The 23659-nt window shown below is 57.3% G+C and carries 18 protein-coding genes; 14 read left to right on the top strand and 4 right to left on the bottom strand.

Going from position 1 to position 23659, the window contains the following annotated elements; genetic code table 11:
* Nucleotides 1–6: 6 nt before the first annotated feature.
* The 4 genes from ACO06L_RS04235 to ACO06L_RS04220 are packed head-to-tail and all read left to right on the top strand — an operon-like array spanning nt 7 to nt 2627.
* The gene (locus ACO06L_RS04235) at nt 7–633 is read left to right on the top strand and encodes a MotA/TolQ/ExbB proton channel family protein (protein ID WP_064226958.1); all 627 of its coding nucleotides are present in this window, start codon (nt 7–9) and stop codon (nt 631–633) included.
* Nucleotides 630–1160 (top strand): ExbD/TolR family protein, encoded by a 531-nt coding sequence (locus ACO06L_RS04230; protein WP_202347648.1) that lies wholly within the window; start codon nt 630–632, stop codon nt 1158–1160. The genes ACO06L_RS04235 and ACO06L_RS04230 overlap by 4 nt, the downstream gene beginning before the upstream one ends.
* Nucleotides 1157–1645 carry an ExbD/TolR family protein gene (locus tag ACO06L_RS04225; RefSeq protein ID WP_202347647.1) on the top strand — a complete coding sequence of 163 codons (489 nt, stop codon included), beginning with the start codon at nt 1157–1159 and terminating at the stop codon, nt 1643–1645. The genes ACO06L_RS04230 and ACO06L_RS04225 overlap by 4 nt, the downstream gene beginning before the upstream one ends.
* On the top strand, nt 1638–2627 hold the full coding sequence (locus ACO06L_RS04220) for an AgmX/PglI C-terminal domain-containing protein (RefSeq protein ID WP_227715974.1): 990 nt from the start codon (nt 1638–1640) through the stop codon (nt 2625–2627). The genes ACO06L_RS04225 and ACO06L_RS04220 overlap by 8 nt, the downstream gene beginning before the upstream one ends.
* Nucleotides 2628–2673: 46 nt before the next feature.
* Here the strand turns inward: ACO06L_RS04220 and ACO06L_RS04215 are convergent, their stop codons facing one another.
* Complete coding sequence (locus ACO06L_RS04215; RefSeq protein WP_064226954.1) at nt 2674–3159, bottom strand: MaoC/PaaZ C-terminal domain-containing protein; 486 nt, start codon at nt 3157–3159, stop codon at nt 2674–2676.
* Nucleotides 3160–3347: 188 nt separating this feature from the next.
* On the opposite strand from ACO06L_RS04215, the gene ACO06L_RS04210 reads away from it, so the two are divergent.
* The 3 genes from ACO06L_RS04210 (at nt 3348) to ACO06L_RS04200 (ending at nt 10354) form a co-directional block, all read left to right on the top strand.
* Nucleotides 3348–5024 carry a long-chain fatty acid--CoA ligase gene (locus tag ACO06L_RS04210; RefSeq protein WP_202347646.1) on the top strand — a complete coding sequence of 559 codons (1677 nt, stop codon included), beginning with the start codon at nt 3348–3350 and terminating at the stop codon, nt 5022–5024.
* Between the two features lie 123 nt (nt 5025–5147).
* Nucleotides 5148–9083 carry an ATP-dependent RNA helicase HrpA gene (gene hrpA, locus ACO06L_RS04205; protein ID WP_202347645.1) on the top strand — a complete coding sequence of 1312 codons (3936 nt, stop codon included), beginning with the start codon at nt 5148–5150 and terminating at the stop codon, nt 9081–9083.
* Between the two features lie 149 nt (nt 9084–9232).
* Nucleotides 9233–10354, top strand: coding sequence for a beta-ketoacyl-ACP synthase III (locus tag ACO06L_RS04200; RefSeq protein ID WP_202347644.1), 1122 nt, complete (start codon nt 9233–9235; stop codon nt 10352–10354).
* 12 nt (nt 10355–10366) lie between these two features.
* Here ACO06L_RS04200 and ACO06L_RS04195 read toward each other — a convergent pair whose 3' ends face one another.
* Nucleotides 10367–10774 carry an acyl-CoA thioesterase gene (locus ACO06L_RS04195; protein ID WP_202347643.1) on the bottom strand — a complete coding sequence of 136 codons (408 nt, stop codon included), beginning with the start codon at nt 10772–10774 and terminating at the stop codon, nt 10367–10369.
* A 91-nt stretch (nt 10775–10865) separates the two neighbouring features.
* Here ACO06L_RS04195 and ACO06L_RS04190 point away from each other — a divergent pair, with 91 nt between their 5' ends.
* The 5 genes from ACO06L_RS04190 to dinG are packed head-to-tail and all read left to right on the top strand — an operon-like array spanning nt 10866 to nt 17799.
* On the top strand, nt 10866–11654 hold the full coding sequence (locus ACO06L_RS04190) for an MlaA family lipoprotein (RefSeq protein ID WP_064226950.1): 789 nt from the start codon (nt 10866–10868) through the stop codon (nt 11652–11654).
* Between the two features lie 29 nt (nt 11655–11683).
* Nucleotides 11684–13171: a DUF3336 domain-containing protein gene (locus ACO06L_RS04185; RefSeq protein ID WP_202347642.1), complete on the top strand. Its 1488-nt coding sequence runs from the start codon at nt 11684–11686 to the stop codon at nt 13169–13171.
* 1 nt (nt 13172) lies between these two features.
* Nucleotides 13173–14867: an ExeA family protein gene (locus ACO06L_RS04180; protein WP_202347641.1), complete on the top strand. Its 1695-nt coding sequence runs from the start codon at nt 13173–13175 to the stop codon at nt 14865–14867.
* Between the two features lie 2 nt (nt 14868–14869).
* Nucleotides 14870–15595 carry a general secretion pathway protein GspB gene (locus ACO06L_RS04175; RefSeq protein ID WP_202347640.1) on the top strand — a complete coding sequence of 242 codons (726 nt, stop codon included), beginning with the start codon at nt 14870–14872 and terminating at the stop codon, nt 15593–15595.
* Nucleotides 15595–17799: an ATP-dependent DNA helicase DinG gene (gene dinG, locus ACO06L_RS04170; RefSeq protein WP_202347639.1), complete on the top strand. Its 2205-nt coding sequence runs from the start codon at nt 15595–15597 to the stop codon at nt 17797–17799. Before ACO06L_RS04175 ends, dinG begins: the two co-directional genes overlap by 1 nt.
* Nucleotides 17800–18068: 269 nt before the next feature.
* On the opposite strand, the gene ACO06L_RS04165 is transcribed toward dinG, so the two are convergent.
* Nucleotides 18069–20801, bottom strand: a complete 2733-nt coding sequence (locus tag ACO06L_RS04165; protein WP_202347638.1) for a LuxR C-terminal-related transcriptional regulator — start codon at nt 20799–20801, stop codon at nt 18069–18071.
* 247 nt (nt 20802–21048) lie between these two features.
* Here ACO06L_RS04165 and cysB point away from each other — a divergent pair, with 247 nt between their 5' ends.
* Complete coding sequence (gene cysB, locus ACO06L_RS04160; protein WP_064226945.1) at nt 21049–22026, top strand: HTH-type transcriptional regulator CysB; 978 nt, start codon at nt 21049–21051, stop codon at nt 22024–22026.
* Between the two features lie 27 nt (nt 22027–22053).
* On the opposite strand, the gene ACO06L_RS04155 is transcribed toward cysB, so the two are convergent.
* Entirely contained in the window at nt 22054–22794 is a 741-nt protein-coding gene (locus ACO06L_RS04155; protein WP_320407642.1) for a phosphoadenylyl-sulfate reductase, read from the bottom strand.
* Nucleotides 22795–23008: 214 nt separating this feature from the next.
* On the opposite strand from ACO06L_RS04155, the gene thrH reads away from it, so the two are divergent.
* Nucleotides 23009–23623, top strand: coding sequence for a bifunctional phosphoserine phosphatase/homoserine phosphotransferase ThrH (thrH, locus tag ACO06L_RS04150; protein WP_064226943.1), 615 nt, complete (start codon nt 23009–23011; stop codon nt 23621–23623).
* The last annotated feature ends 36 nt before the right edge of the window (nt 23624–23659 follow it).

Genomic DNA, 23659 nt, shown 5'->3' with positions numbered 1-23659 from the left:
ACAATAATGCTGGACACCATCGTACGTTTTTTCCAGGAAGGCGGGCCCTTCATGTACCCCATTGCCATCGTATTGGCGTTGGGGCTGGCCATCACTCTTGAGCGGTTCTTTTATCTGTCGGCGGTGCGGCGGCGTAACCGGGTTGCCTTTGAGCGCGGCATCCTTCCGCTGCTGAGAAAACGGGATTATCAGCGGGCCATGAAAGCTGCCACCAACTCCGACAGTGCCATTGCCTCGATCATGGGGGCCGGTATTGGCCGGTTGCTCAGCAACAGCCGGCGAGAGGATATCGAGTACGCCATGGAAGAGGGCCTGATGGAAGTGCTGCCGCGCCTGGAAAAACGCACCCAGTACCTGGCGACCCTGGCCAATATCGCTACGCTGCTCGGCCTTTTGGGAACCATTATCGGTCTTATTGCGGCGTTTACCGCCGTGGCGGCGGCCGATCCTTCCCAGAAAGCCAGCCTGCTCTCAGAAAGTATTTCCGTGGCCATGAACACCACGGCCTTTGGCCTGATGTCGGCGATCCCGTTGCTTATGTTCCATGCGGTGCTCCAAACCCGCACCAACGAGATTGTCGACAGTTTCGAAATGGCCGGGGTGAAGTTGCTGAACATTGTGTCTGAACCATGAGACGCCGTCACCGCAGGTTAACTAGTTCGCCGGAGCTGGATATCACCGCCTTTCTCAATCTCATGATTGTGCTGGTACCCGTCCTGTTGCTTGGCATGGTGTTCAGCCAGGTCCGGATGATCGAGCTGAACTTTCCGGGTATGGAATCCGGGCAGGCGCCGGAGCCTGAGGAATTCCGGCTCGTGGTTACTTTGATTCCGCAAGGTATCGAGATCGCCGACAGTGACCGCGGTCTGATCCGGGTGCTGCCCGTGGGCCAGGAGGGGCAGGATTTTGCGAACCTTCGTCAGGTACTTCGGCAGATAAAAACCCGTGTGCCGGATAAAACCGACGTGGTGTTGGAAGTCGGACCGGACGTCGATTACCAGACGCTGGTCACGGCCATGGATACCGTCCGCTCTTATCCGGCCGTGGTTGCGGCCAGCGTGGTTGAGGGGGAGCTGTTTCCTGATGTCTCTCTGATGGATGCGCCTGAGGACAGACAGCTTGCCGTAAACGCCAGTGCCGAATCAGGGGAGGGCGCATGAGAACGTCCCGAAAGGCGAAAAGAATTCGTCGGCATTACGGCCGGATGCACAAGCCCGGGGGCCTGAACCTGGTGTCGCTGATGGACATCTTCACCATCCTGGTGTTTTTCCTGATGGTGAATTCCTCGGATGTGAAGGTGATGCAGAACACTGCAGACGTGCCTTTGCCAAATTCCACGGCTCAACAGGAGGCGGTTGAGAGCCTGACAGTTCAGGTAACGGGCAATGCCATTCTGGTCCAGGGGAGCGAAGTGGCTAGACTGGATGGCATTGAGACCAGTGACACCTTTATCGCCGGTCTGTCGGAAGAACTTACCTGGCGCCGCAACCGCTGGTCTGAAATTCCCGAGGAGGGGCTCGAGGTAACCATAATGGCGGGTCGGGATACCGATTACCGATTGCTTCGCAAGGTCATGCAGACCTGTGTTGATGAACAATATCGACAGGTGCGCCTCGCTGTGGAAGGGGAGGTCCGCAATGGCTGAGAACGGATATTCCCCAACAGAGCGTTCGGGGCTGCCATGGAGTCGTGATCTCAACGAGAGTCGAAGATTTACGGGTATTGTATTGTTGATGCTGGCGCTGTTTTTGCCGCCGGCGTTCCTGATCCCGATGCTGGATGTACCGGAGGTTGAGCGCAGTCAGGCCGAGAAGGTTCCTCCCCGGCTGGCGCGGCTGGTGGAGAAGCCGAAACCGTTGGTCACACCGGAACCCGCCCAGCCCGAGCCAGAACCTGAGCCAGAGCCGGAAGTGAAGAAAGAGAAACCAAGGCAGCCGGAACCGAAAGTGGCCAAGGTTGAACCCGACCCTGCGCCTGCCCCGAAACCAGAACCCGAACCTAAGGCCGTATCCGAGCCGAAGCAGACCACCGAGCAGGCCCGGGAAAAAGCGTCCCGTTCCGGTCTGTTGGCTATGAGAGACAAGCTGGCTTCACTCAGGGCGCCCGAACCCACACCAGCCCGTGAGTTTGCGGTCAATACCCAGCCGGCAGCGGCCGAAGCAACGAAATCGCCCAGGGATTCTCAGCAAGTCCTCAGTGGAAGCGGTGGTGTTGAAGATGCTCCGGCGCCGGAAACCACCGTCGCTGTGGCTGAGCATGAGGTCAGAACGGTTGATGTTCCCGAGGAGGAATCCCGAGAAGTGGCCGCCAAGCCGGCAAAGGCCGAACCATCGGTTGGCGAGCGGGCAATGAGTAATATCCGGCAAGTATTCGATGCCCAGAAAACGGCGCTCTATTCCATGTACCGGCGGGAGCTGCGGCAGGACCCGACCCTCGAGGGCAAGGTGTTGTTGGAGCTGGTCATAGAGCCGGATGGCTCGGTGTCCGCCTGTGAGGTGGTCAGCTCAGAGCTCCAGCACCCCACGCTGGAACAGCGGATTGCCATGCGGGTGCGGCTGTTCAATTTCGGGGCTGACAATGTTGAGGCCCGGAAGGTCAGATTTCCGATTGACTTCCTGCCCGGCTGATAAGGCAATCGGGCAGCCAGCGGGGGGACTGCCCGATACGGGGAGCTCAGTTCTCGATGGTGATTTTCGGCAACCGGGGTTTGTGCAGCGACACTTTCTCTGATGGTGCGATGACCTTCGCTTCCCCAATGACCACCTTCTGATCGTTCTGATTGCGTACGTCGCACTCGACAACGACACGGCCTTTCGGTTCCTTGCGCAGGATTTTCAACTGAACGGTGAGAGTGTCGTCCAGTTTCACCGGACGCTTGAAGGACAGGCTCTGGTCAAGGTAGATGGTACCGGGGCCGGGCATTACGGTTGCCAGCGCCGCCGAGATCAGGGAGCCGCTCCACATACCATGGGCAATTCGCTCCTTGAACATGGAGCCGGCTGCAAATTCGGAGTCCAGGTGTACCGGGTTTACATCACCGGAGACCGCTGCAAACAGCACCAGTTCGTCCTCGGTGAGGGTGCGCGTAAAGGTGGCGGTGTCGCCCTCGTTCAGCTCGTCGTAGGTGATATTTTCCAGGGTATCAAGGGTATCGCTCATCGCGTGCTCCGCACTGTTGTCATTTGAGTACAGGTGTTCGGGTAAGAGTCTCGAAAACTACCTCATCGGTTACAAAACTGCTATTCTCTCCCCACTTTTTTGAGGCTGATACTTTTGTAGGGTTGATTTTTTGAACAACCTGACATTGGTAAATCATTACAATCAAAAGCGCCAAACAGGAGATGGTGATGGATTTTGAGCAGTTCTATCAGGATAAATACCCCGCCGGCGTGCCCCGCGAGGTCGACCTGAACAAGTACAAAAGCATGGTGGATGTGTTCGAGCAGTCAGTGAAAAAATATGCTGATCGTCCCGCATTCAGTGCTGTTGGCGCAACTCTCACTTACCGTGACCTCGACACCCAGAGCCGCAACTTTGCAGCGTGGCTCCAGAACAAGACAGATCTGAAGCCTGGCGACCGTATCGCTGTGCAAATGCCTAACGTCAGTCAGTACCCGGTTGTTGTGTTTGGCGCCATGCGGGCTGGCCTGATTGTGGTGAATACCAACCCGCTTTATACCACGCGGGAGATGGAGCACCAGTTCAACGATTCAGGCGCCAAGGCCCTGGTGGTTCTTGCCAACATGGCCGAGAACGCCGAGAAGGTGCTGCCACATACCGGCATTGAGCACGTGATTGTTACCGAAATCGCGGACATGCATTCGCCGATCAAGCGCACCCTGATGAATGCCGTGGTCAAGCACGTCAAGAAGATGGTGCCGCCGTTCAATATCCCCCAGGCGCACAAGCTTCCGGCAGTCCTCAGTGCAGGCGCCCGTGAGAAATTCACCCCCGTAGAGTGCAAGCAGGACGACATTGCCGTGCTCCAGTACACCGGTGGTACCACTGGTGTGGCGAAAGGCGCAATGCTCACCCACGGTAACCTGGTAGCCAACCTGCTGCAGACCCGCCCGATGATGGAAGACATGGTGGTTGAGGGACAGGAAGTGGTGATTGCGCCCCTGCCGCTCTACCACATTTATTCCTTTACCCTGAACTGCGGCATCATGCTCGAGGCCGGCGCCCACAACGTGCTGATTCCGAACCCGCGGGATATTCCGGGCTTCGTGAAGGAACTGAAGAACCACAAGTTCACCGCCTTCCTCGGCCTGAACACCCTGTTTGTTGCGCTTTGCAACAACGAAGAATTCCAGGATTTGGACTTCAGCAGTCTGAAGCTGACATCGTCCGGCGGTATGGCGCTGACCAGCGACACCGCCAAAATGTGGGAGCGGGTCACCGGTTGTGAAATTTGCGAAGGCTTCGGGATGACCGAAACTTCACCGGTGGTCACATTTAATCCGCATAGCGCCATTCAGATTGGCACCATTGGTCTGCCGATTCCGTCCACGCAGGTCATAACCATCGATGAAGAGGGCAATGAGACGCCCCTGGGCGAGCCTGGCGAGCTGTGTGTGAAAGGCCCGCAGGTCATGCGCGGTTACTGGCAGCGCCCGGAAGATACCCAGAAATCCTTCACCGAGGACGGCTACCTGCGTACCGGTGATATCGCCCTGATCCAGGAAGATGGCTACATCCGCATCGTCGATCGGAAGAAAGACATGATCATCGTTTCGGGTTTCAACGTATTCCCGAACGAGATTGAGGATGTGGTAAGCAGCCATCCGAAGGTGGTCGAGTGTGCCGCCGTTGGCGTACCCGATAGCAAGAGTGGCGAGGCGGTCAAGGTTTACCTGGTGCCCGCGGCTGAAGGCGTGACAGAAAACGAACTCAAGGAATTCTGTCGCGAGCGGCTCACCGCCTACAAGGTACCCAAGCAGTTTGAGTTCCGTGACGAACTGCCCAAGACCAACGTAGGCAAAATTCTGCGCCGTGAACTGCGGGACGAGGCGAACAACAAGTAAGCCTGTCTGGCAGTTGATCAAGGAAAACCCTGCTTCGGCGGGGTTTTTCCGTTTTTAAGAAGCCGACTTTCCCGATAGACTGTCGCCCAATCGAATCCGAGTGAGCGCTATTCCGGCAATTCAATGACAGACACCCGTTCCGAAACTCCGAGCACACCGACACCCAAACCCGATGGCGAAGCGGCCGTCAAAGCGATGATGGAGCAGCTGGATGCCTGCAATCAGCAGGAAGCCGCCCGCATCGTGAAAACCGTTGCCCGTACCAAGGGAAAGCCGGGCCAGAAGGACCTGGAGAAAATGGCGAATTGGCTGGAACGAGGGCTGGAAAAGGTTCAGCAACGTCATGCCCTGCATAAGCCAGCCAGCTTCCCGGAGGGCTTGCCGGTTTCCGAACGGGTTGACGACATCCGGGAGGCCATCGAAAACCACCAGGTGGTGATCATTGCCGGCGAAACCGGTTCCGGTAAGACCACACAGATCCCGAAAATCTGCATGAACAGTGGCCGGGGTATCCGGGGCCTGATTGGTCATACCCAGCCCCGTCGTATCGCTGCACGCAGTGTGGCGGCCCGGATTGCCGAGGAAATCGGGGAGCAGACCGGCCAGCAGATCGGGTATCAGGTCCGTTTTACCGACAACACCTCGGAGCAGTCCCGGGTGAAGGTGATGACCGACGGTATCCTGCTGGCCGAGGTTCAGCACGACCGGTTTCTCGACCGCTACGATACGATCATCATCGATGAAGCCCACGAGCGCAGTCTCAACATCGATTTCTTGCTCGGCTATCTTCGGCAGCTCTTGCCCAAACGCCCGGATCTGAAGGTTATCATTACCTCGGCAACCATCGAGGTTGAACGATTCAGCGAATTCTTCGACAAGGCGCCGGTGATTGAGGTGAGTGGCCGCACCTATCCGGTGGATGTGCGTTACCGGCCGCTGACCGGCGATGAAGACGATCGGGACCAGGGCTGGACGGACGGCGTTCTCGGCGCCCTGGATGAAATCGAGCAGCACGAACGCATCGAGAAACAGCCACCGGGGGATGTGCTGGTGTTCCTGCCCGGGGAGCGGGAGATCCGCAATCTCAGCAAGGTTCTGCGCCATGTGGACCTGCGGCACACCGAAGTGTTGCCGCTTTATTCCCGGTTGAGCAATGCCGAGCAGAACCGGGTGTTCCAGTCCCACAAGGGCCGACGGATCGTGCTTTCCACGAACGTGGCGGAAACCTCGCTAACGGTGCCGGGCATCCGCTACGTGATCGATACCGGGGTTGCCCGGATCAGTCGTTACAGCGTGCGCTCGAAGATCCAGCGCTTACCGGTGGAACCCATTTCCCAGGCCAGCGCCAACCAGCGGGCAGGACGTTGTGGCCGGGTGGCCCCGGGTATCTGTTTCCGGCTGTACGATGAGACGGATTTTATCAACCGCCCGGAATACACCGATCCGGAAATACTGCGCACCAACTTGGCGTCGGTCATTCTACAAATGGCGACGTCGGGGCTTGGTGAAATTCGGCAGTTCCCGTTCCTGGAGGCGCCGGATAAGCGTCAGGTCAACGACGGCTACAAGCTGCTGGAAGAATTGGGTGCAGTGGATGACAAGCGCCGGGTTACCCGGCTTGGTCGAACCATGTCGCGGCTGCCCCTCGATCCACGCCTGGCCAGGATGCTGGTCACCGCGGCGGAGCTTGGCAGTCTGGCGGAAACCTTGGTCATCATTGCCGGGTTGAGTATTCAGGACCCGCGGGAGCGGCCCCAGGACAAACAGCAGGCTGCGGATCAGGCCCACGCACCGTTCAATGACAAGGAATCGGATTTCGTCACCCTGCTGAACGTGTGGAATTTCTATGAAGAACAACGCCAGGAAATGTCCCAGAATCAGCTCAAGAAGGTCTGCCAGAAGAGCTTCCTGAGCTGGATGCGAATGCGGGAATGGCGTGATATCCATCGCCAGCTGACGTTGATCTGTCGTGAACAGAAGCTGGCGGTCAACAAGGATGCCGCCAGTTACGAAGCGCTGCACAAGGCGATACTGGCCGGTCTTCTGGGCCAGGTAGCCGTGAAGGTAGAAAAGAAGGAATACCTGGCGACACGGAACCGGAAGGTGCTGATCTTTCCCGGCTCCAAGGTAGCCAAGACCGGTCCGAAATGGATCGTTGCCACCGAGATTGTGGAGACCAGTCGGGTATTTGCCCGGGTGGTGGCGTCCATTCAACCGGAATGGATTGAGCCTCTCGCCGGTCATATCGTCAAACACCATTATTTTGAGCCCCATTGGGAGCAGAAGCGGTCCCAGGTGATGGGCTACGAAAAGGTCACCCTTTACGGGCTGGATATTGTCGCCAACCGTCGTATTCCCTACGCCAAAGTGGATCCGGCGGAATGTCGGAATCTGTTTATCCGGCGAGCGCTGGTGGAGGGGGATTATCGGTCAAAGGCGCCCTTTATAGCCCGTAACCGGGAGATGCTCGACACGGTTGAGAATCTTGAGAAGAAGACCCGGCGGCGTGATCTGCTCGTTGACGATGAAGTGCTCGTGGCCTTCTACGATGAACGTTTGCCTGCAGACATCATCAGTGGCCGGCATTTCGAGACCTGGTGGAAGGGGCTCTCAGCGGAGCAACTGAAAGAACTGGAGCTCACCGAAGCCGACATTCTCCAGCGGCCGGTGGATGCCCAGGCCGCGGACCTGTACCCCGATTATCTGGAGTGGCAGGGTGTTCGCTACCCGCTGAGCTACGAGTTCGAACCCACCAGTGAAAAAGACGGCGTCACGCTGCAGGTTCCCCTGATGGCCCTCAAACAGATTCCGTCTCGTCGTCTGGAATGGCTGGTGCCGGGATTGTTGAGAGAGAAATGCATTGCCCTGGTGAAGTCTCTGCCCAAGGCGTTGCGCCGTAACTTTGTGCCTGTGCCTGATTTTGTGGACGCAGCCCTTGAGAACCTGCAGCCGTCCAACGAACCGTTAACGCTTCAACTGGGCGAGCAGTTGCGACGAATGACCGGCGTACAGATTGATCCAGAGGCCTGGTCGGAATCGGAGTTACCAAAGCACCTCCGGATGAATCTGCGGGTCATGGGCGACGGGGGGCGCACCATCGCAGAGAGTCGCGACACGTCTGACCTGCAGCACCAACTTGAGGGGCAGGCCGAGCAGGCGCTTGAGTCGGCGACAAAAGATGATTCGGCGGCGGAGCCGAGCGGCGAGTACACCGAATGGCGGTTCGGAGCATTGCCCGAACAGGTCCAGACGGAAAAGGGCGGCATGCAGGTGACCGTCTATCCCGCGCTGGAAGATCTGGGCAAGCAAGTGCGCCAGATACGCTGTCTGGACCGGCTGACTGCTGAAGATACCACCCGGAAGGCAATCGCCCGGCTGATTCTTAACCGGTTCGGCAGGACGCTCGATGACCTGGAGCGGAAACTTCCGCGTTTCAAGCAGTCTGCTTTGATGTTTGCTCCTGTCGGCCAGTCGAAAGTCTTGCTGGATGATCTGTTGCTGGCAACGGCCATGCAGCACTTTCTCGCGGAGGGTGTTCCGAGGACAGCAGAGGACTTCGACCGTGTGTTTGACGCTCACCGGGGCGACTTCATCCCGTCTCTGGAGCAGGCAGACGAGCGGTTGTATCAGGCGATGTCCGGTTATCAGAAAGTGGCGAAGCAGTTGAAAGGCAAAATCAATCTCGCCCTGGCCAACAGCATGGCCGATCTTAAATTTCAGCTACAGAACCTTGTCTATCCCGGATTTCTGGTGGAAACACCGCCTGAGTGGCTGGCGGAATTCGGGCGTTACTTCGAGGCGGCGCTGATTCGTCTTGAAAAGATGCCTCGGGAAATGGGCCGGGAGCGGGAGTTTCTTCACACTATCGAGCCGCTCTGGTCCCGCTACGCGGTAAAGCGGGACGAACAGCAGCGGCAGGGGATTCGGGATCCTGAATTGGTGTTGTACCGGTGGATGCTCGAGGAGTTCCGGGTGTCGTTCTTTGCCCAGCAATTGGGCACGGTGATGACCGTGTCGGTGAAACGTCTGGACCGGCAGTGGGAAAAGACCAGAGTCTGAGGAAGGCAGGCTGCACCAATCCGGTGCTACTGACTGATAGCCGACGGGCAAAACCCCGATACTGTGTTAGTATTTCTGGCAGTAGGTCAATGAACGAATCAGACGGGACGCCAGTCATCCCGTTTTCACAATCATGACGTGGGGTTAGCGTGATTAAAGCCGTTATTAGCGGGACCGGTCTCTACACACCGCCAGCAACCATTGATAATGACGAACTGGTCGAAGCCTTCAACCAGTACGTTGAACTGTTCAACGCGGAGAACGCAGACGCCATCGCCAATGGCGATGTGACGCCGCTGCAGCCATCGTCCTCCTCGTTTATCGAGAAAGCGTCCGGCATCAAGCGCCGCCATGTCATCGACAAGGATGGCATTCTCGATCCCAAACGCATGAAGCCCTTTATCCCCGATCGCAGCAACGAGGAGCCCTCGGTGCAATGCGAAATGGCTGTGACTGCTTGCCGTGAGGCCCTCGAGCAGGCGGGTAAGTCGACACAGGATGTCGATGCCGTGATCGTTGCCTGTTCCAACCTGCAACGGGCCTATCCGGCAGTTTCTATCGAAGTTCAGGAAGCGCTCGGTATCGACGGGTTTGCCTACGATATGAACGTGGCGTGCAGCTCCGCTACGTTCGGCCTTCAGGCGGCTGTCAATTCTGTCGAGAACGGCACTGCCCGTTCTGTTCTGGTCGTCAGCCCGGAAATCTGTTCCGGCCATCTGAACTTCCGGGACCGGGACAGTCACTTCATCTTTGGTGACGCCTGCACAGCCATTTTGGTAGAGCGCGAAGAAGATACCCGTGAGGGGCAGGGGTTCGAGATTCTCGGTACCAGCCTGAAAACCAAGTTTTCCAATAACATCCGGAACAATTTCGGGTTTCTGAACCGTGCCGATGATTCCGGTGTTGGTAAACCCGACAAGCTCTTCGTTCAACAGGGTCGCAAGGTGTTCAAGGAGGTGTCGCCGCTGGTTGCCGAGACCATCCAGAAACAGCTGGAAAGCCTGTCTCTGGCGCCGGATGATCTCCGTCGCATGTGGTTGCACCAGGCTAACCTGAATATGAATCAGCTGATTGCCCGCAAGGTGCTGGGTCGCGATGCCACTGAGGAAGAGGCACCGGTGATTCTGGATGAGTACGCCAATACCAGCTCCGCCGGTTCGATCATCGCCTTCCACAAGCACAAGGATGACTTTGTCAGTGGCGATCTCGGGGTAATCTGTTCGTTCGGGGCAGGTTATTCCATCGGCAGCGTGGTGGTACGCCGCCGGTAGGAGTCTTCCGGTTCAGGTCGTTGCCAGGGCCCGGAGGGTGTCTGGCAGCGGGGCCGAGGAACGTGTTTCCCGGTCGAACCACACGATTTTCGCATAGCCTTCCGCATAAACAGCGCCGGTTTCGACATCTGTCAGCAAATGATAGGTGTCGAGGCTGGTGTTACCCGCCTTGTCGGCGTATGTTTTCACCTCAACCGTTGCCGGGTGGTTCAATTCCTTTAGAAAGGTGGCACTGGTCTTTATAATAACCGGGCCGGTCGGTTCTTCGGGGCCGCCCAGCTCCAGTGAGGCCAGCCATACAATGCGCGCTTCCTCAAAAAATCGGAAGTAGACTGTATTGTTGGCATGGCCGTATGCATCCATGTCTCCCCAGCGGAGCGGCATGGTAATCGTGCTTACAAGATTTCCCGGTACTGACATCGGTTTCTCCGGAACAACGGTTTAATAATAAAAAAAGTAGCGCCGGTATTTTCGACGAATTGAAACGAATTAAACAACCCAAGAGCAGATGATGAAACACATTTTTATCCGGCGCCGGCTGTTTACGCTCACCATGTTGGTGTCCCTGGCCATATTCCTGCCAGTGGGCCAGGCTTTCGCCCAGAATATGCAGCAGCCCGCTCCCGAAGGGTCTGTTCCGGTTGACCCGAAAGATCCCTGGGAAAACTGGAACCGCAAGGTATATACCTTCAACGAGACCATCGACCGCTGGTTCCTGAAGCCGGTAGCGCAGGCCTACAGGACGTTTACCCCGCAGATTGTTGACCGTGGTATTACCAACTTTTTCAATAACCTGACTGAGCTCCGGAACTTCACCAACAGTGTGCTGCAGTTGAAAGGGGAGTCTGCGGTGGTGGCTGTCGGCCGCTTTACCTACAACACCACCTTCGGCCTGGGCGGTCTGATTGATGTGGCAACCGCCTTTGATCTCCCGGAGCGGCCCGAGGACTTTGGCCAGACCCTGGGATACTGGGGCGCGGGATCCGGGCCCTACCTTATGCTGCCGTTTCTCGGCCCGTCCACGCCGAGGCACTTTACCGGGTTTGCAACTGACGGCTTTGCGCTGCCATCAGCGTGGGATACTGTGGACAGTCCGGAAGTTTATTACGCTCGGGCCGTGCAGGTAGTTGATAAGCGCGCGGATTTGATTCCCGCGGAAAGCTTCATATCCGGCGACAGCTACGTATTTGTCCGAAACGCGTTCCTGCAGCGTCGGGAATTCCTGATCAATGATGGGAAAGTGGTCAACGATCCGTTTGCCAGCGGTGATGATGAGGATCTGATGCTCGATGATTTCTGAGCGTCATCGGGATTGATAGGAGGTCAGCGGTGCTGAAGGATCCAAGAATAGCCAAATTCCGGAAAATGCTGGCGGAGGCGCCGAACTACGAAGTCTGGAAGGCCGCAGCGTTGGAACTGGACTTTCTGGAAGGTAACGCCGAGTGGAAAGAGGATTTCGCCTCCGACCTTTATCACTATGAACTGATTTACGACCGCCTGAGCAACCTCAAACAGTATCGCCAGCAGAATGATGTTGAACGTCTGAAACGGGCTCTGCGGGAAGGACTGCACCACGATCTTGGGAATATGGGCAACCCGGTGCTCTACACGCGGTCGCGAGTTGGCACCAAACACCTGATCGAAGAATACATCACCCAGGTTTGCGAAGCGCTGGATTATCTCTGTGATCAACCGGTGCCCGGTTTTCCCGTTGCGGACAAGCTTCAGTTTTTCCGCGATACCCTTACCAGCTTTGGTCGACCCGCACTTTTGCTCAGCGGCGGTGCGACCCTTGGTGTGTTCCACTTTGGGGTAATAAAGGCCCTCTGGGAAAAGGGGCTTCTGCCTCAGGTCATTGCCGGCTCAAGTATTGGCGCCATTATCGCGGGTATTCTTGGTGTACACACGGACGCGGAAATTCCGGAGATGCTGGTGCCGGAAAACCATAATCTGAAAGCCTGGAAGTGGCGGGGCCTGCTCAGTGCGGTGCGCGGAGACGGGCTCATGGATCAGGAAGAGCTTCGAAAATGCCTGCGTGGGAATATCGGCGAATACACCTTTGAAGAGGCTTACCAGCGTACTGGCCGTTCGATCAATGTGAGTGTCTCACCGGTTCAGGCCCACCAGAAGGCCCGCCTGCTGTGCGGATACACCTCGCCTTACCTGATGGTCTGGAGTGCGGTGTTGGCCAGCGCCGCGGTTCCCGGTATTTTTCCGCCGGTTACCCTGATGAAAAAGGACATTCAGGGCAACACGCTACCCTATATGCCGCGCCTGAAGTTTGTGGATGGCTCGGTTGTCAGCGACCTCCCGATTGAACGTTTGATGCACCTGTACGACGTGAATTACACCATCGTGAGCCAGACCAATCCCCACGTGGTGCCGTTCCTGAGCCAGCGGGGACGGGATGAAAAGTTGTCTCTTGGCAACCTGCCCATGCACTTGCTGAAATCCGAAATCCAGTTTCATGGCCAGGGGGTGTTCGACTACCTGCGCAAACGCCTCAGGCCGGAACTTCTGCGGCAGATGTCCGGTCAGCTTTACACCATCATGGCCCAGCGCTATTCGGGAGACGTTACCATTGCGCCCTCATATTCGTTCAAGGATTACAGCAGGATGCTGGCAAATCCCGATCCGGCCTACGTGCGGCAGATGATTCTGGCCGGCGAACGGGCCACCTGGCCGAAGATCTCCATGATCCGTTCCCATGCCCGTATCTCGAAAACCCTGGAGCGGTGTGTCCGGCGGCTCAAGCAACAGAACCGGCGCACCGCCGAGCTCAGACTGATCAGCAACGCGGATTCCGGTACGTCCTGATATGTATTACGACTTTTTCGGCTTTCGCGAACCGCCGTTTTCCATTGCTCCAGACCCTCGTTACCTGTATCTGAGCGATCGCCACAAGGAGGCGCTGGCACACCTGATGTATGGGGTTCAGGGGCAGGGCGGCTTCATCGTGATCACCGGTGAAGTGGGAACCGGGAAAACAACGGTTTCCCGCTGCTTTATCGAGAACGTTCCGGATAACGTAGATATCGCGCTGATCCTTAACCCAAGGCTCTCTGCGCGGGAATTGCTGTCCTCCATCTGCGATGAGCTGGAAATACCCCACGAGATCAGTGCCACCATCAAGGAACTGGTGGATCTGATTAACCAGGACTTGCTCAAGGCCCATGCGGCCGGGCGACACAAGGTTCTGATGATCGATGAGGCCCAGAATCTGTCGGCCGAGGTACTGGAACAGCTGCGGCTTCTGACCAACCTGGAAACGGCAGAGAAAAAACTGCTGCAGATTGTTTTGCTGGGCCAGCCCGAATTGCAGGAAATGCTGGCGCTTCCGGAGCTGCGCCAACTGAACCAGCGCGTAACCGCGCGGTACCATCTGGATGCCATCGGCCGGGAAGAATTGCCCGCCTACCTTCGCTACCGGCTCAGCGTCGCCGGTATGCGAGGCGATATTTTCTCGCAGCGGGCGGTGAATCGTCTTTACCGCGAAAGCCAGGGTATTCCCCGGCTGATCAATCTGATCAGCGACCGGGCGTTACTGGGCGCGTATGCCGAAGGGGAACATGAAATCACGGCTGATCACATCCGCCACGCGGCAAAGGAAGTGCGGGGACACTCGATTGGTCCCGCGCCTTCACGATCAGGCCGGTCGCCGGACAGGTCCCAGTACCTGGTTGTTGCCGCTTCGATTCTGGTGGCTATCATCGGAACCGCCTGGCTGTTTGAGCGGTGGTCCCCCGACAGTTCAGCTTCGACGGGGCACTCGTCGGCAGAGCCTCTTGAAGGCGCGGTTGAACGGTTGGAAGAGCAGGAGCAAGAACAGGAAAGAGTGGGTGAGGGGTCTGAAAATTTGCCAGAAGAGCCGCCGGAGCCGGGCGAACTGGCCGTTCCGGATCAACTTCTGGATTCGGTGTCGGCGTTTCAGGTACTTTTCGGAATCTGGGGGCGGAGCTATCAGCCGGCGGAAGCACCCGTGGCCTGCGACTGGGCCAGAGAAAATGGGCTGGGTTGCCTTAATCGCCAGGGCAGCCGCCGGAGCCTGGAGTTTCTTGATCGTCCGGCAATGCTTCAGCTTCAGGATGAGTCAGGCAACACGGGTTTTGTCGTGCTCCGCCACCTCAATGGTAATAAGGCAGAGGTTGCCATGCCTTCTGGCAATCAGACCGTGTCCTTTGCCAGTATCGAGCGATACTGGTTCGGAGAATATCGGGTATTGTGGCGCTTGCCGGAATACCTTACAGGGGACGGTTTCTACAGCAATGGTGGCGGTGAACAACTCTGGATTGGCGCCCGAATGATGGATCTGGCAGACCGGCACAGTAAATCCCGTGCAGAGAGCGACCGCGTTAAACGTATGAACGCGGAAGAGCAGGTTCGCTGGTATCAGGCATTACGTGGGCTCACTGTGGATGGCATTGCCGGCGCCATGACCATCATCCAGATCAACAATGATCTGGAAGCCTCCATCCCTCGTCTTAAACCCCCGCAGTCGGATGGTCGAGAGTAATCATGTCTTACATTCTTGACGCATTGCGAAAATCCGAAACCGAGCGGCGGCAGGGTCGCGTTCCGGACCTCGGCCAACAGGTGCAGTTGATTCACCGGCCGAAGAAAAAGAGGGTGTCACCAGCTCTCTGGGTGTCGCTGGCACTGTTGCTGAACGCCGCGGTCCTGGCCTTTGTGTTCTGGCCGGGAACGCCGTTGCCGTGGTTTGCGGAGTCACAATCAGAGGCGCCAGCCGCCCTGGAGAAAGCGACGGTCCCTGAACCTGTGCCGGTACCGACCGCGACCGAGGCAGAACCGACATCAGAAGATCCCGTCGCGGAGACGGGGGCAATCCCGGAGCCCGATCCTGTTGAGGCAACGCCGTCGCAGATCGCCTCAGAACCTCCGGTAGCGGAGAGCAGGGATCGGGCGACGGTTATTGTGCCATCATCCGCAATATCCGAAACCGCGGTGCCGATGGTGGAACAGGAGCAGGCGGGCCGTGTGCCTCATCTGGTAGAGTTGCCGCTTTCATTCCAGAAGAGCGTTCCCGACTTGACCTTTAACAGCCATATTTACTCTTCGTCTCCTGGGTCACGCCGGGTGATGATCAACGATACCTACCTTCGGGTGGGCGATACCTTTGAAGGCCTGCGGGTGGACGACATCACCGAAGAGGGTGTGGTGCTGAGTCGCGACGGTCGCCGCTTCCGGGTTGGTGTGGTGCGGGACTGGGTGAGCCCCCGCTGATGGCACTCACCGACGACATCAAGCAATCCATCCAGCAAGGCTATCGCGATGTGCTTGCCGGCAAGGACATTCGGGCGCGCTATGGTCAGCGTCTGATGATTGCCGAAATTGCCAAGTACATGGGCGATATCACAGAGAACGATGGCCAGAGAACCTCTCCGGCTGCGGCCTGTGTTGTGGAGGCGGGCACAGGTACCGGCAAGACCCTCGCTTACCTGATCGCCGCCATTCCGGTGGCTAAAGCCCTGGGCAAAACCCTGGTTATATCCACCGCGACCGTCGCCCTGCAGGACCAGATTGTGCTCAAGGACCTCCCGGACCTGAAGAAGCACAGCAAGATGGACTTCAACTGGACGCTCGCCAAGGGCCGGGGTCGCTACCTGTGCATGTCCCGACTGGAAGCACGCTTGCACGATGAGGGAAACACCGACAGTGACACCATGCCTCTGTTCCTGCTGGATGGCCCGAAGAATGAAGAACCCGGTACCCGGGCGTTCTTTGAAGAGATGCTGGCGAGTTATGGTTCACGGGAATGGGACGGTGACCGGGACCATTGGCCGGAGCAGATTCCGGACGATGTCTGGCGACAGGTGACCACGGACCACCGGCAGTGCACCAACCGCCATTGCAGCTACTTTGACAGCTGCGCGTTTTTCGATGCCCGTAAAGATCTCGACGATGCCGATATCGTGGTAGCCAACCACGACCTGGTGCTCGCCGATCTGGCCTTGGGCGGCGGGGCGATTTTGCCGGAGCCGGAGAATGCCCTGTACATTTTCGATGAGGCTCATCATCTTCCGGACAAAGCGCTGAACCACTTTGCGGCGTCGCTCCCGCTTAATGCCACCCGCCAATGGCTGAAACAGCTTTCCCAGGCGCTGGTGAAAATGCAGCCCTACCTGGCGGCTGGCACCCAGGCCGCCAAGTCCCTGGATCGAATCAGCTCTGCCTCAAGGGAAGTGGATCTGGTGCTGAACCGGGTGTACGAGGAAGCCGAGCAGAATACCGGGTGGGAGTTCAACGAGGAGCGCCGGACGGCCCAATGGCGCTATCCTGAGGGTGAACTGCCGGAAGCCATGGCAGAGCTCTCAGCCGAGAGCCGCATTGCCACCGCCAATATGGTCCGCCAGCTTGGCGTTCTGGCAGACGAACTGCAGGGAGCATTCGACGAGCGCAAGGAACATGAGATTGACCGGGAAACCGCAGAAGCCTGGTACCCGGTGATTGGCTCTTTCCACGCAAGGGCCGAGGACCAGTTGAGACTCTGGACCGCCTGGTGCGAGCAGGGCAATGCAAAACCCGCCAGCGAGTCAGAAACGGATTCTGAAGCGGGTGATGAGAAGGAATCCAGGCCGCCAGCGCAGAAAAGCCCGCCACCGGCCCGCTGGGCTGTGCGTCAACGCTGGGACCATGTCGAAGACATTACGCTTTACAGTTCACCGGTACTGGCGGACAACCTCCTTTACTCCCGGCTCTGGTCCCGCGCCTACGGGGCCGTGCTCACCAGTGCCACCCTGACAGCACTTGGACGATTTGATCGTCTGAATGCCCGGGCGGGATTACCCCAGGGCAGCCGCTTCCTGGTTGTTCCCAGCTCATTCCGCTATGGCGAGATGGCGACGGTCGAGGTGCCGGCGATGTCCGCCATGCCGACGGATGACGGCTTTGCTGATGAGCTCGTTAAACGACTGCCGGACCTGTGGGCCGGCGAAAAAGCGACTCTGGTATTGTTCACTTCCCGGCGCCAAATGCAGCAGGTTCGGGATGCACTGGCTCCAGAGTATCCGGACCTGATTATTACCCAGGACGATATGGCCAAAGGTGAGGTGCTTCGCCAGCATTGCAGCCGGGTGGATGAGGGCCGGCCCAGTGTTCTGTTTGGCGTTGCCAGTTTTGCAGAGGGCATCGATTTGCCAGGCAAGTACCTGCACCACGTTGTGATTACCCGTCTGCCGTTTTCCGTTCCGGATGACCCCATTGAAGCGAGCCTGGCCGAATGGGTAACCCAGCGAGGCGGCAATCCCTTTATGGAAATCACCGTTCCGGATGCTTCAATCAAACTGGTTCAGGCGGTTGGGCGGCTACTTAGAACCGAGCAGGATACTGGCAGGGTGACCATCCTGGATCGACGGATCATCGCCAGGCGGTATGGGCAGTTGTTGCTGGATGCCTTGCCGCCGTTCCGTCGAATTATCGAACGCTAGATCTCATCGACAAACCATTCAGCCATAAAAAAAGAGCCGCCCCCGGAGGGTTGGCTCTCATCAAATGGGTTCTTTCGAACCCGGGCGTCGAAACAACGCGGAACAAGAAATCTGAAGGCCTGAAGTTTCAGAATTCCTGGTGAGGTTTCCCTCACCGTTGGAATAATAATAGGGGATTAGAGGGCGTAGACGGATCGTCCAAAGGGCGTAGCGGGCTTAGATAGTTGAGGCAAAATGTGATGCTCATCACAGTTTTGGTCGATTGGGTGTCAGCCTTCCAGTAGCCCCAGATCCCGGGCCCGGGCCAGTGCCTCGGTCCTGCGACCGACGCCCAGTTTGCCGTAGAGGTTGCGAATATGTGCTTTCACGGTGGCCGGCGCGACCTTCATTTTAGAGGCAATTTCCTTGTTGGCATGCCCCTCGTGAATCAACTCCAGCACTTCCAGCTCTCTTTGGCTGAGTGGTTCCGGTAGTGCTTCCGGATCAATTGCCGGACGTTCAGGCACACTGGCCCCTGAGCTTATGCTGCTTTTGAGGTGTATCTGACGAGACTCTCTTTGATCAACAAGCATCTTCCTGACGTTGGCGTTCCAGCTGCCAGGTGAGTTCAGCGCGGGCAGATCCAGCAGTAGGGTACGAAGCTCCGGGCTTTCTTCGGCAAACAGCCGCATGAACCCGGCCTCGGAAGCCAGGGTTACAGCACGGGTCAGCATCTGTTCCGATTCGTCTTTCCGCTCCTGTTGTGCCAGGGCCTCGCCATAGACCAACAGTATCTCCACCAGGTGACGGTTGTGGGCATTGCGTTCAGCCGGTTTCAGTAAGGCGCTGAGTATTTCCTGGGCACGCTCCGGCTGATTAAGTGCCACCAGCACACGAGCTTCGCTGATCCGGCTTTGTTCGAGGTGAAGCGGGTTCGTGAATTCGGTGTCGGGCCTGGAATCCAGGCTGGCACGGGCCTTTTCCGGGTGACCGGCGGCAAGATAGCACCGGGCAAGAAGAGCGGTGCTGGCAGGCGGCTCGAAAACAATCTGCTCGCGGCGCTTTTGGCCTGTCTGGGAAGCGTCTTCCAGGGCCTCAATTGCCTCCTCAAGTTTACCCTCGCTGAAGGCAAGGTGACCACGAACGTATTGAATGATCACGTGCTGCCCCGGCTCCGTGCCCCGTTCAACATGCTCCAGCAGAGGCTGGAGGTGCGTGGCGGCGAGCTGGGGATGATTTCGCTCCCGGTGGATTTCACACAGGGTGCTGTTCTGCCAGCAGGAGATGAGTCTTGGTTGGCTGGGGTCTGAATAGTGTCGGTCTACCCATTGCCGGATGTCGGTGCAGGTTTCCAGTGCCAGATCGATATCACCCCGGTTGTACTGAATCCACGCCAACAGGCCGCCACTGGATAGCACTGTGCTGGGTTTATGCTCAAGCTGTCCGTAACGAACGGCCGATTGGAGCGCGTCCTCGGCCTCGGTAAGTTCACCCTTACCGTAGCAATCAAGGCCCAGCCCATAATAGGTCACGGACTTTAGCGGGATGCGGGTGTGGTCTATTTCCCTGAGCACCTGTCGGGTGAGGTCGGCGGCGCTTTTGTCGTCACTCCGGGTTCGGGCTAAATACGAGCGCATCAGCGAGATCTCGCTTTGCAACCCCAGAGCCCCTTCGGCATCCGGATGTGAATCAGCCACCTGCCGGTCCAGCAGATCCTCGAGCGCCGATAGCAGAGGCTCAAGCGTGTCCACCCGATTCGCAAAGAACAGTCCCCAGATCCGGAGCATCTGGAGTTGCGGATGATCGGTTACCAGTTCCTGTGGCAGGGCATCGAGCCAGTCCAGCACGGGCAGGTGATAACCACCATGGATCAGATTGTTGCCATGTTCCGCCAATACCCGGGCCAGCCAAGACCAGTCCTCCTGACGGACAATCTGGGCGATGGCTTCCTGAACATGACCGTGGGCCAATAACCATTCCACAGTGCGTTGCCAGAGGCGCGTTGCCTTCTCCGGCTCTGTGTGACTGATCCTCAGCAACAGCGCATCCCGGAACAGGTCGTGGTATCGGAACCACTCGTTCCGGGTATCCAGCGGAATCAGAAACAGGTTCTGGCTCAGGAGCTTTTCGAGCATCTCCTGGCTGTCGTCCGACTCACGGATTGAGTCACACAGGGACGCACAGAGCCTGGGGCAGCAGGCGGTTTCAAGCAGGAAATCCGCAATATCCCGGGGTTGCTGTTCCAGCACTTCGCTCAGGACATAATCGCTTATATAGCGCTCATCCAGATTGATCTGGTTTCCGGATTTGGCTGCGTCCTTCCCGGAAAATGTCGAAGAAAGCGCGGATAGCTGCATGGCGGCCACCCAGCCTTCGGTTTTGCGTACAATGGCATGGACATCCTCGTCAGTGATATCAAGCCCCATGGTATCGCGAAAAAACTGCCGGCATTCGTCTTCAGAAAAGGCCAACAGGCCAGGGTGTATGTCCTGGATCCATCGGCGAACGCGCCAGCGTGCCAGTGGCAATGGTGGCTCCGTTCGGGACGCCAGGGTAATCAGGATTTCCGGCGGCAAATAGTCGGTGAAATAGCCGAACTGCCTGTGGATGGCCGGGTTTCCGATAAAGTGGAAATCGTCCAGCACCAGCGACCAGGTGCTGCCATCCTGAGCCAGAGTGTTGATCAGGCCAGTAATGGTCTCGGTGAACGTTTCATCGGTTTGATGGGTGAGCTGTTTACGCAACTCGGCTGCACCGGCCAGTCCGGCCTGTTCGAAGGCGCCGATGACGTACTGCCAGAATCGCCGGGGTTCATCATCGTGTTCATCCAGGGAAAGCCAGGCCGTAGGTGAGGCAACCCGCGAGCACCACTGGGCCACCAGTGTGGTCTTTCCAAAGCCGGCCGGCGCAATCACCAGATTCAGCCGTTTGGGGCTTTGGGGCTCAAGCAGGGCGCTCAACCGGTCACGCTTGACCGCGCGCGAGTCTGACGTTGGCCGGAGAAACTTGGTGGTAAGCAGCATGGATTCCCTGAAAACTGGATTGTTGAATTGCCCAGACAGGGCATAAAGGATTGTGTCCTTTGTAATCACCAAGTCAAGGGCTATGAAGGCACTTTAACCACGCCAGGGTTTTATCAGAGGCTGCGTAAATGCAATTTTGGTCTAAACTGTGTGAAAGTAGTTGCCTATATTAAAAAAGAATGAAAACCTGTATTTTTATGCGTATTCTTCGACAAGGTCCTTCGATCTCCAGGGAGCAGCAGATTCAATGAAACTACAACAGTTGCGCTATATCTGGGAAGTTGCGCATCACGATCTGAATGTGTCAGCAACCGCTCAAAGCCTGTTTACCTCCCAGCCCGGTATCTCCAAACAGATCCGCCTGTTGGAGGACGAACTGGGGCTGGAAGTGTTTGCCCGCAGCGGCAAGCATCTCACCCGCATTACACCGGGCGGTGAAATCATTATCCGGGAGGCGGGAGAGATCCTGCGGCGGGTTGAGGGCATCAAGAAAATCGCCCAGGAATTCAGCAACCAGCGCAAGGGCGATCTGAGTATCGCCACGACTCATACTCAGGCGCGGTATGCGTTGCCACCGATTATCAGCGGTTTCATTGAAGAATACCCGGACGTATCCCTGCATATGCACCAGGGTACGCCCATGCAGATCTCCGAGATGGCGGCCAGCGGAGCGGTGGACTTTGCTATCGCGACCGAAGGCATGGAGCTGTTTAACGATCTGATCATGATGCCCTGTTACAAATGGAACCGGAGCGTCATCGTGCCCAAGGATCATCCTCTGGCCAAATTACCGGAATTGACGCTACCAGAGCTGGCAGAGTACCCACTGGTGACCTATGTGTTCGGTTTCACCGGCCGATCCAAGCTTGATGAGGCGTTCCAGTCCCAGGGGCTCACACCCAAGGTGGTATTCACCGCAGCGGATGCGGACGTCATCAAAACCTACGTAAGGCTGGGTCTTGGCGTCGGAATTGTTGCCAGTATGGCATTCGATCCCAAAACCGACACGGATCTGGTCGCGCTTGATGCCCGCAAGCTGTTCCGTCCCAGTGTCACGCGAATCGGCTTCCGGAAGGGGACTTTCCTGAGGGGCTATATGTATGACTTCATTCACCGCTTTGCGCCCCACCTTACCAAAGAAAAGGTGGACGAAGCCGTTTCCCATCAGGGTAGCCGGTCTGAAATCGAGGAACTGTTCAGGGATGTCGAGCTACCCACTCACTAGAAACTGAGCGGGTAGTATGTGCCCGGGTTAGTCCCGGGCGATCAGATTGCCGGCGTGAAGACCACATTCTTTCTGGGTAGCTTCTTCCCACCACCAGCGTCCCTCCCGCTCGTGCTGCCCGGGCAATACAGGACGGGTGCAGGGCTGGCAGCCGATGCTTACGAAGCCTTTCTCGTGCAGCTCGTTATAGGGCGCCTCGGACATCCGGATGTAATCCCACACCTCTTTTGACGTCCAGTTAGCCAGCGGATTGAACTTAATCAGTGTTTTATCATCGGTTGAGAAGGCAGTGTCCTCCTGAACAACCGGCACGTCGTTGCGGGTGCCCGGGCTCTGGTCCTTGCGCTGCCCGGTAATCCAGGCGTCAACCGTCGCCAGCTTGCGGCGCAGGGGATTGACCTTGCGAATGCCGCAGCATTCACTGTGTCCATCCTCGTAGAAGCTGAACAGACCTTTCTTGTTCACCAGATCCTGAACTTCCTGAGCATCCGGAAACAGAACCTCGATCTCGATGCCGTAGCGCTTGCGCACCCGCTCCACAAACTCGTAGGTTTCCGGGTGAAGACGGGCTGTATCCAGGGTAAAAACCTTCAGGTTGTCGGTCAGTTTGTGTGCCATTTCAATCAGCACTACATCCTCCGCGCCACTGAAGGAGATGGCTATGTTGTCGTACTGTTTGAGGGCGGCTTTGAGAATCGAGCGGGGGCTCTGGTCTTCGAGCTCTTCCCGCAGGGTCTGAATATCGGTCATGGCCCGGCATTGCCTTATCTGAGAGTGCAAGAGGATCTAACTGATCGAAAAGGCTACCATTAAATGCCTCATACCCTGAAGGAATGACAATCTATATGGTTATTCCGCGCTTAAGAGCCCGGGTTTACACTTCTACGATGCAATCCCGCCCGGTTTTTCTTATCATACGCTCCGAATAGCGGCACACGGACAAACCGACGTTGCCCTTAACCAATTGAAGCAGGAGATCGTTGTGGAACTGGCATGCCTTGACCTTGAAGGAGTATTGATCCCGGAAATCTGGATCGCGTTCGCCGAAAAGACCGGCATTGAAGAGCTCAAGGCAACCACCCGCGATATTCCGGATTACGACGTGCTGATGAAGCAGCGTCTGAAGCTGCTGGACCAGCACGGCTACGGGTTGCCCCAGATCCAGGAAGTAATCGGGGAGCTGGACCCGCTGCCCGGCGCCCGGGAGTTTCTGGATTGGCTGCGTGAGCGTTTTCAGGTGGTGATTCTGTCTGACACCTTCTACGAATTCGCCATGCCCCTGATGAAGAAACTGGGTTACCCGGCGTTGCTTTGTCATAAGCTGGAAGTGGCAGACGACGGCCAGATCACCAACTACCTGCTGCGTCAACGCGACCCCAAGCGCCAGTCCGTAAGGGCATTCCAGCTGCTGAATTACCGCGTGATTGCTGCCGGTGATTCATATAACGACACCACCATGCTGGGGCAGGCCGAAGCTGGCATCCTGTTCCATGCTCCGCAGAATGTGATTGACGAGTTTCCGCATTTCCCAGCGGTACATAACTTTGACGATCTCAAGCAGGAGTTCCTTAAGGCCAGCGCGATCCACAGCGCCTGAGCAGGTTAAATCGGGGTCAGATGAAAAATTCATCTG

This window comes from Marinobacter sp. (assembly GCF_965229985.1).
In the GTDB taxonomy this organism is placed as follows: domain Bacteria; phylum Pseudomonadota; class Gammaproteobacteria; order Pseudomonadales; family Oleiphilaceae; genus Marinobacter.
This window is presented reverse-complemented; position numbering and strand designations above follow the sequence as displayed.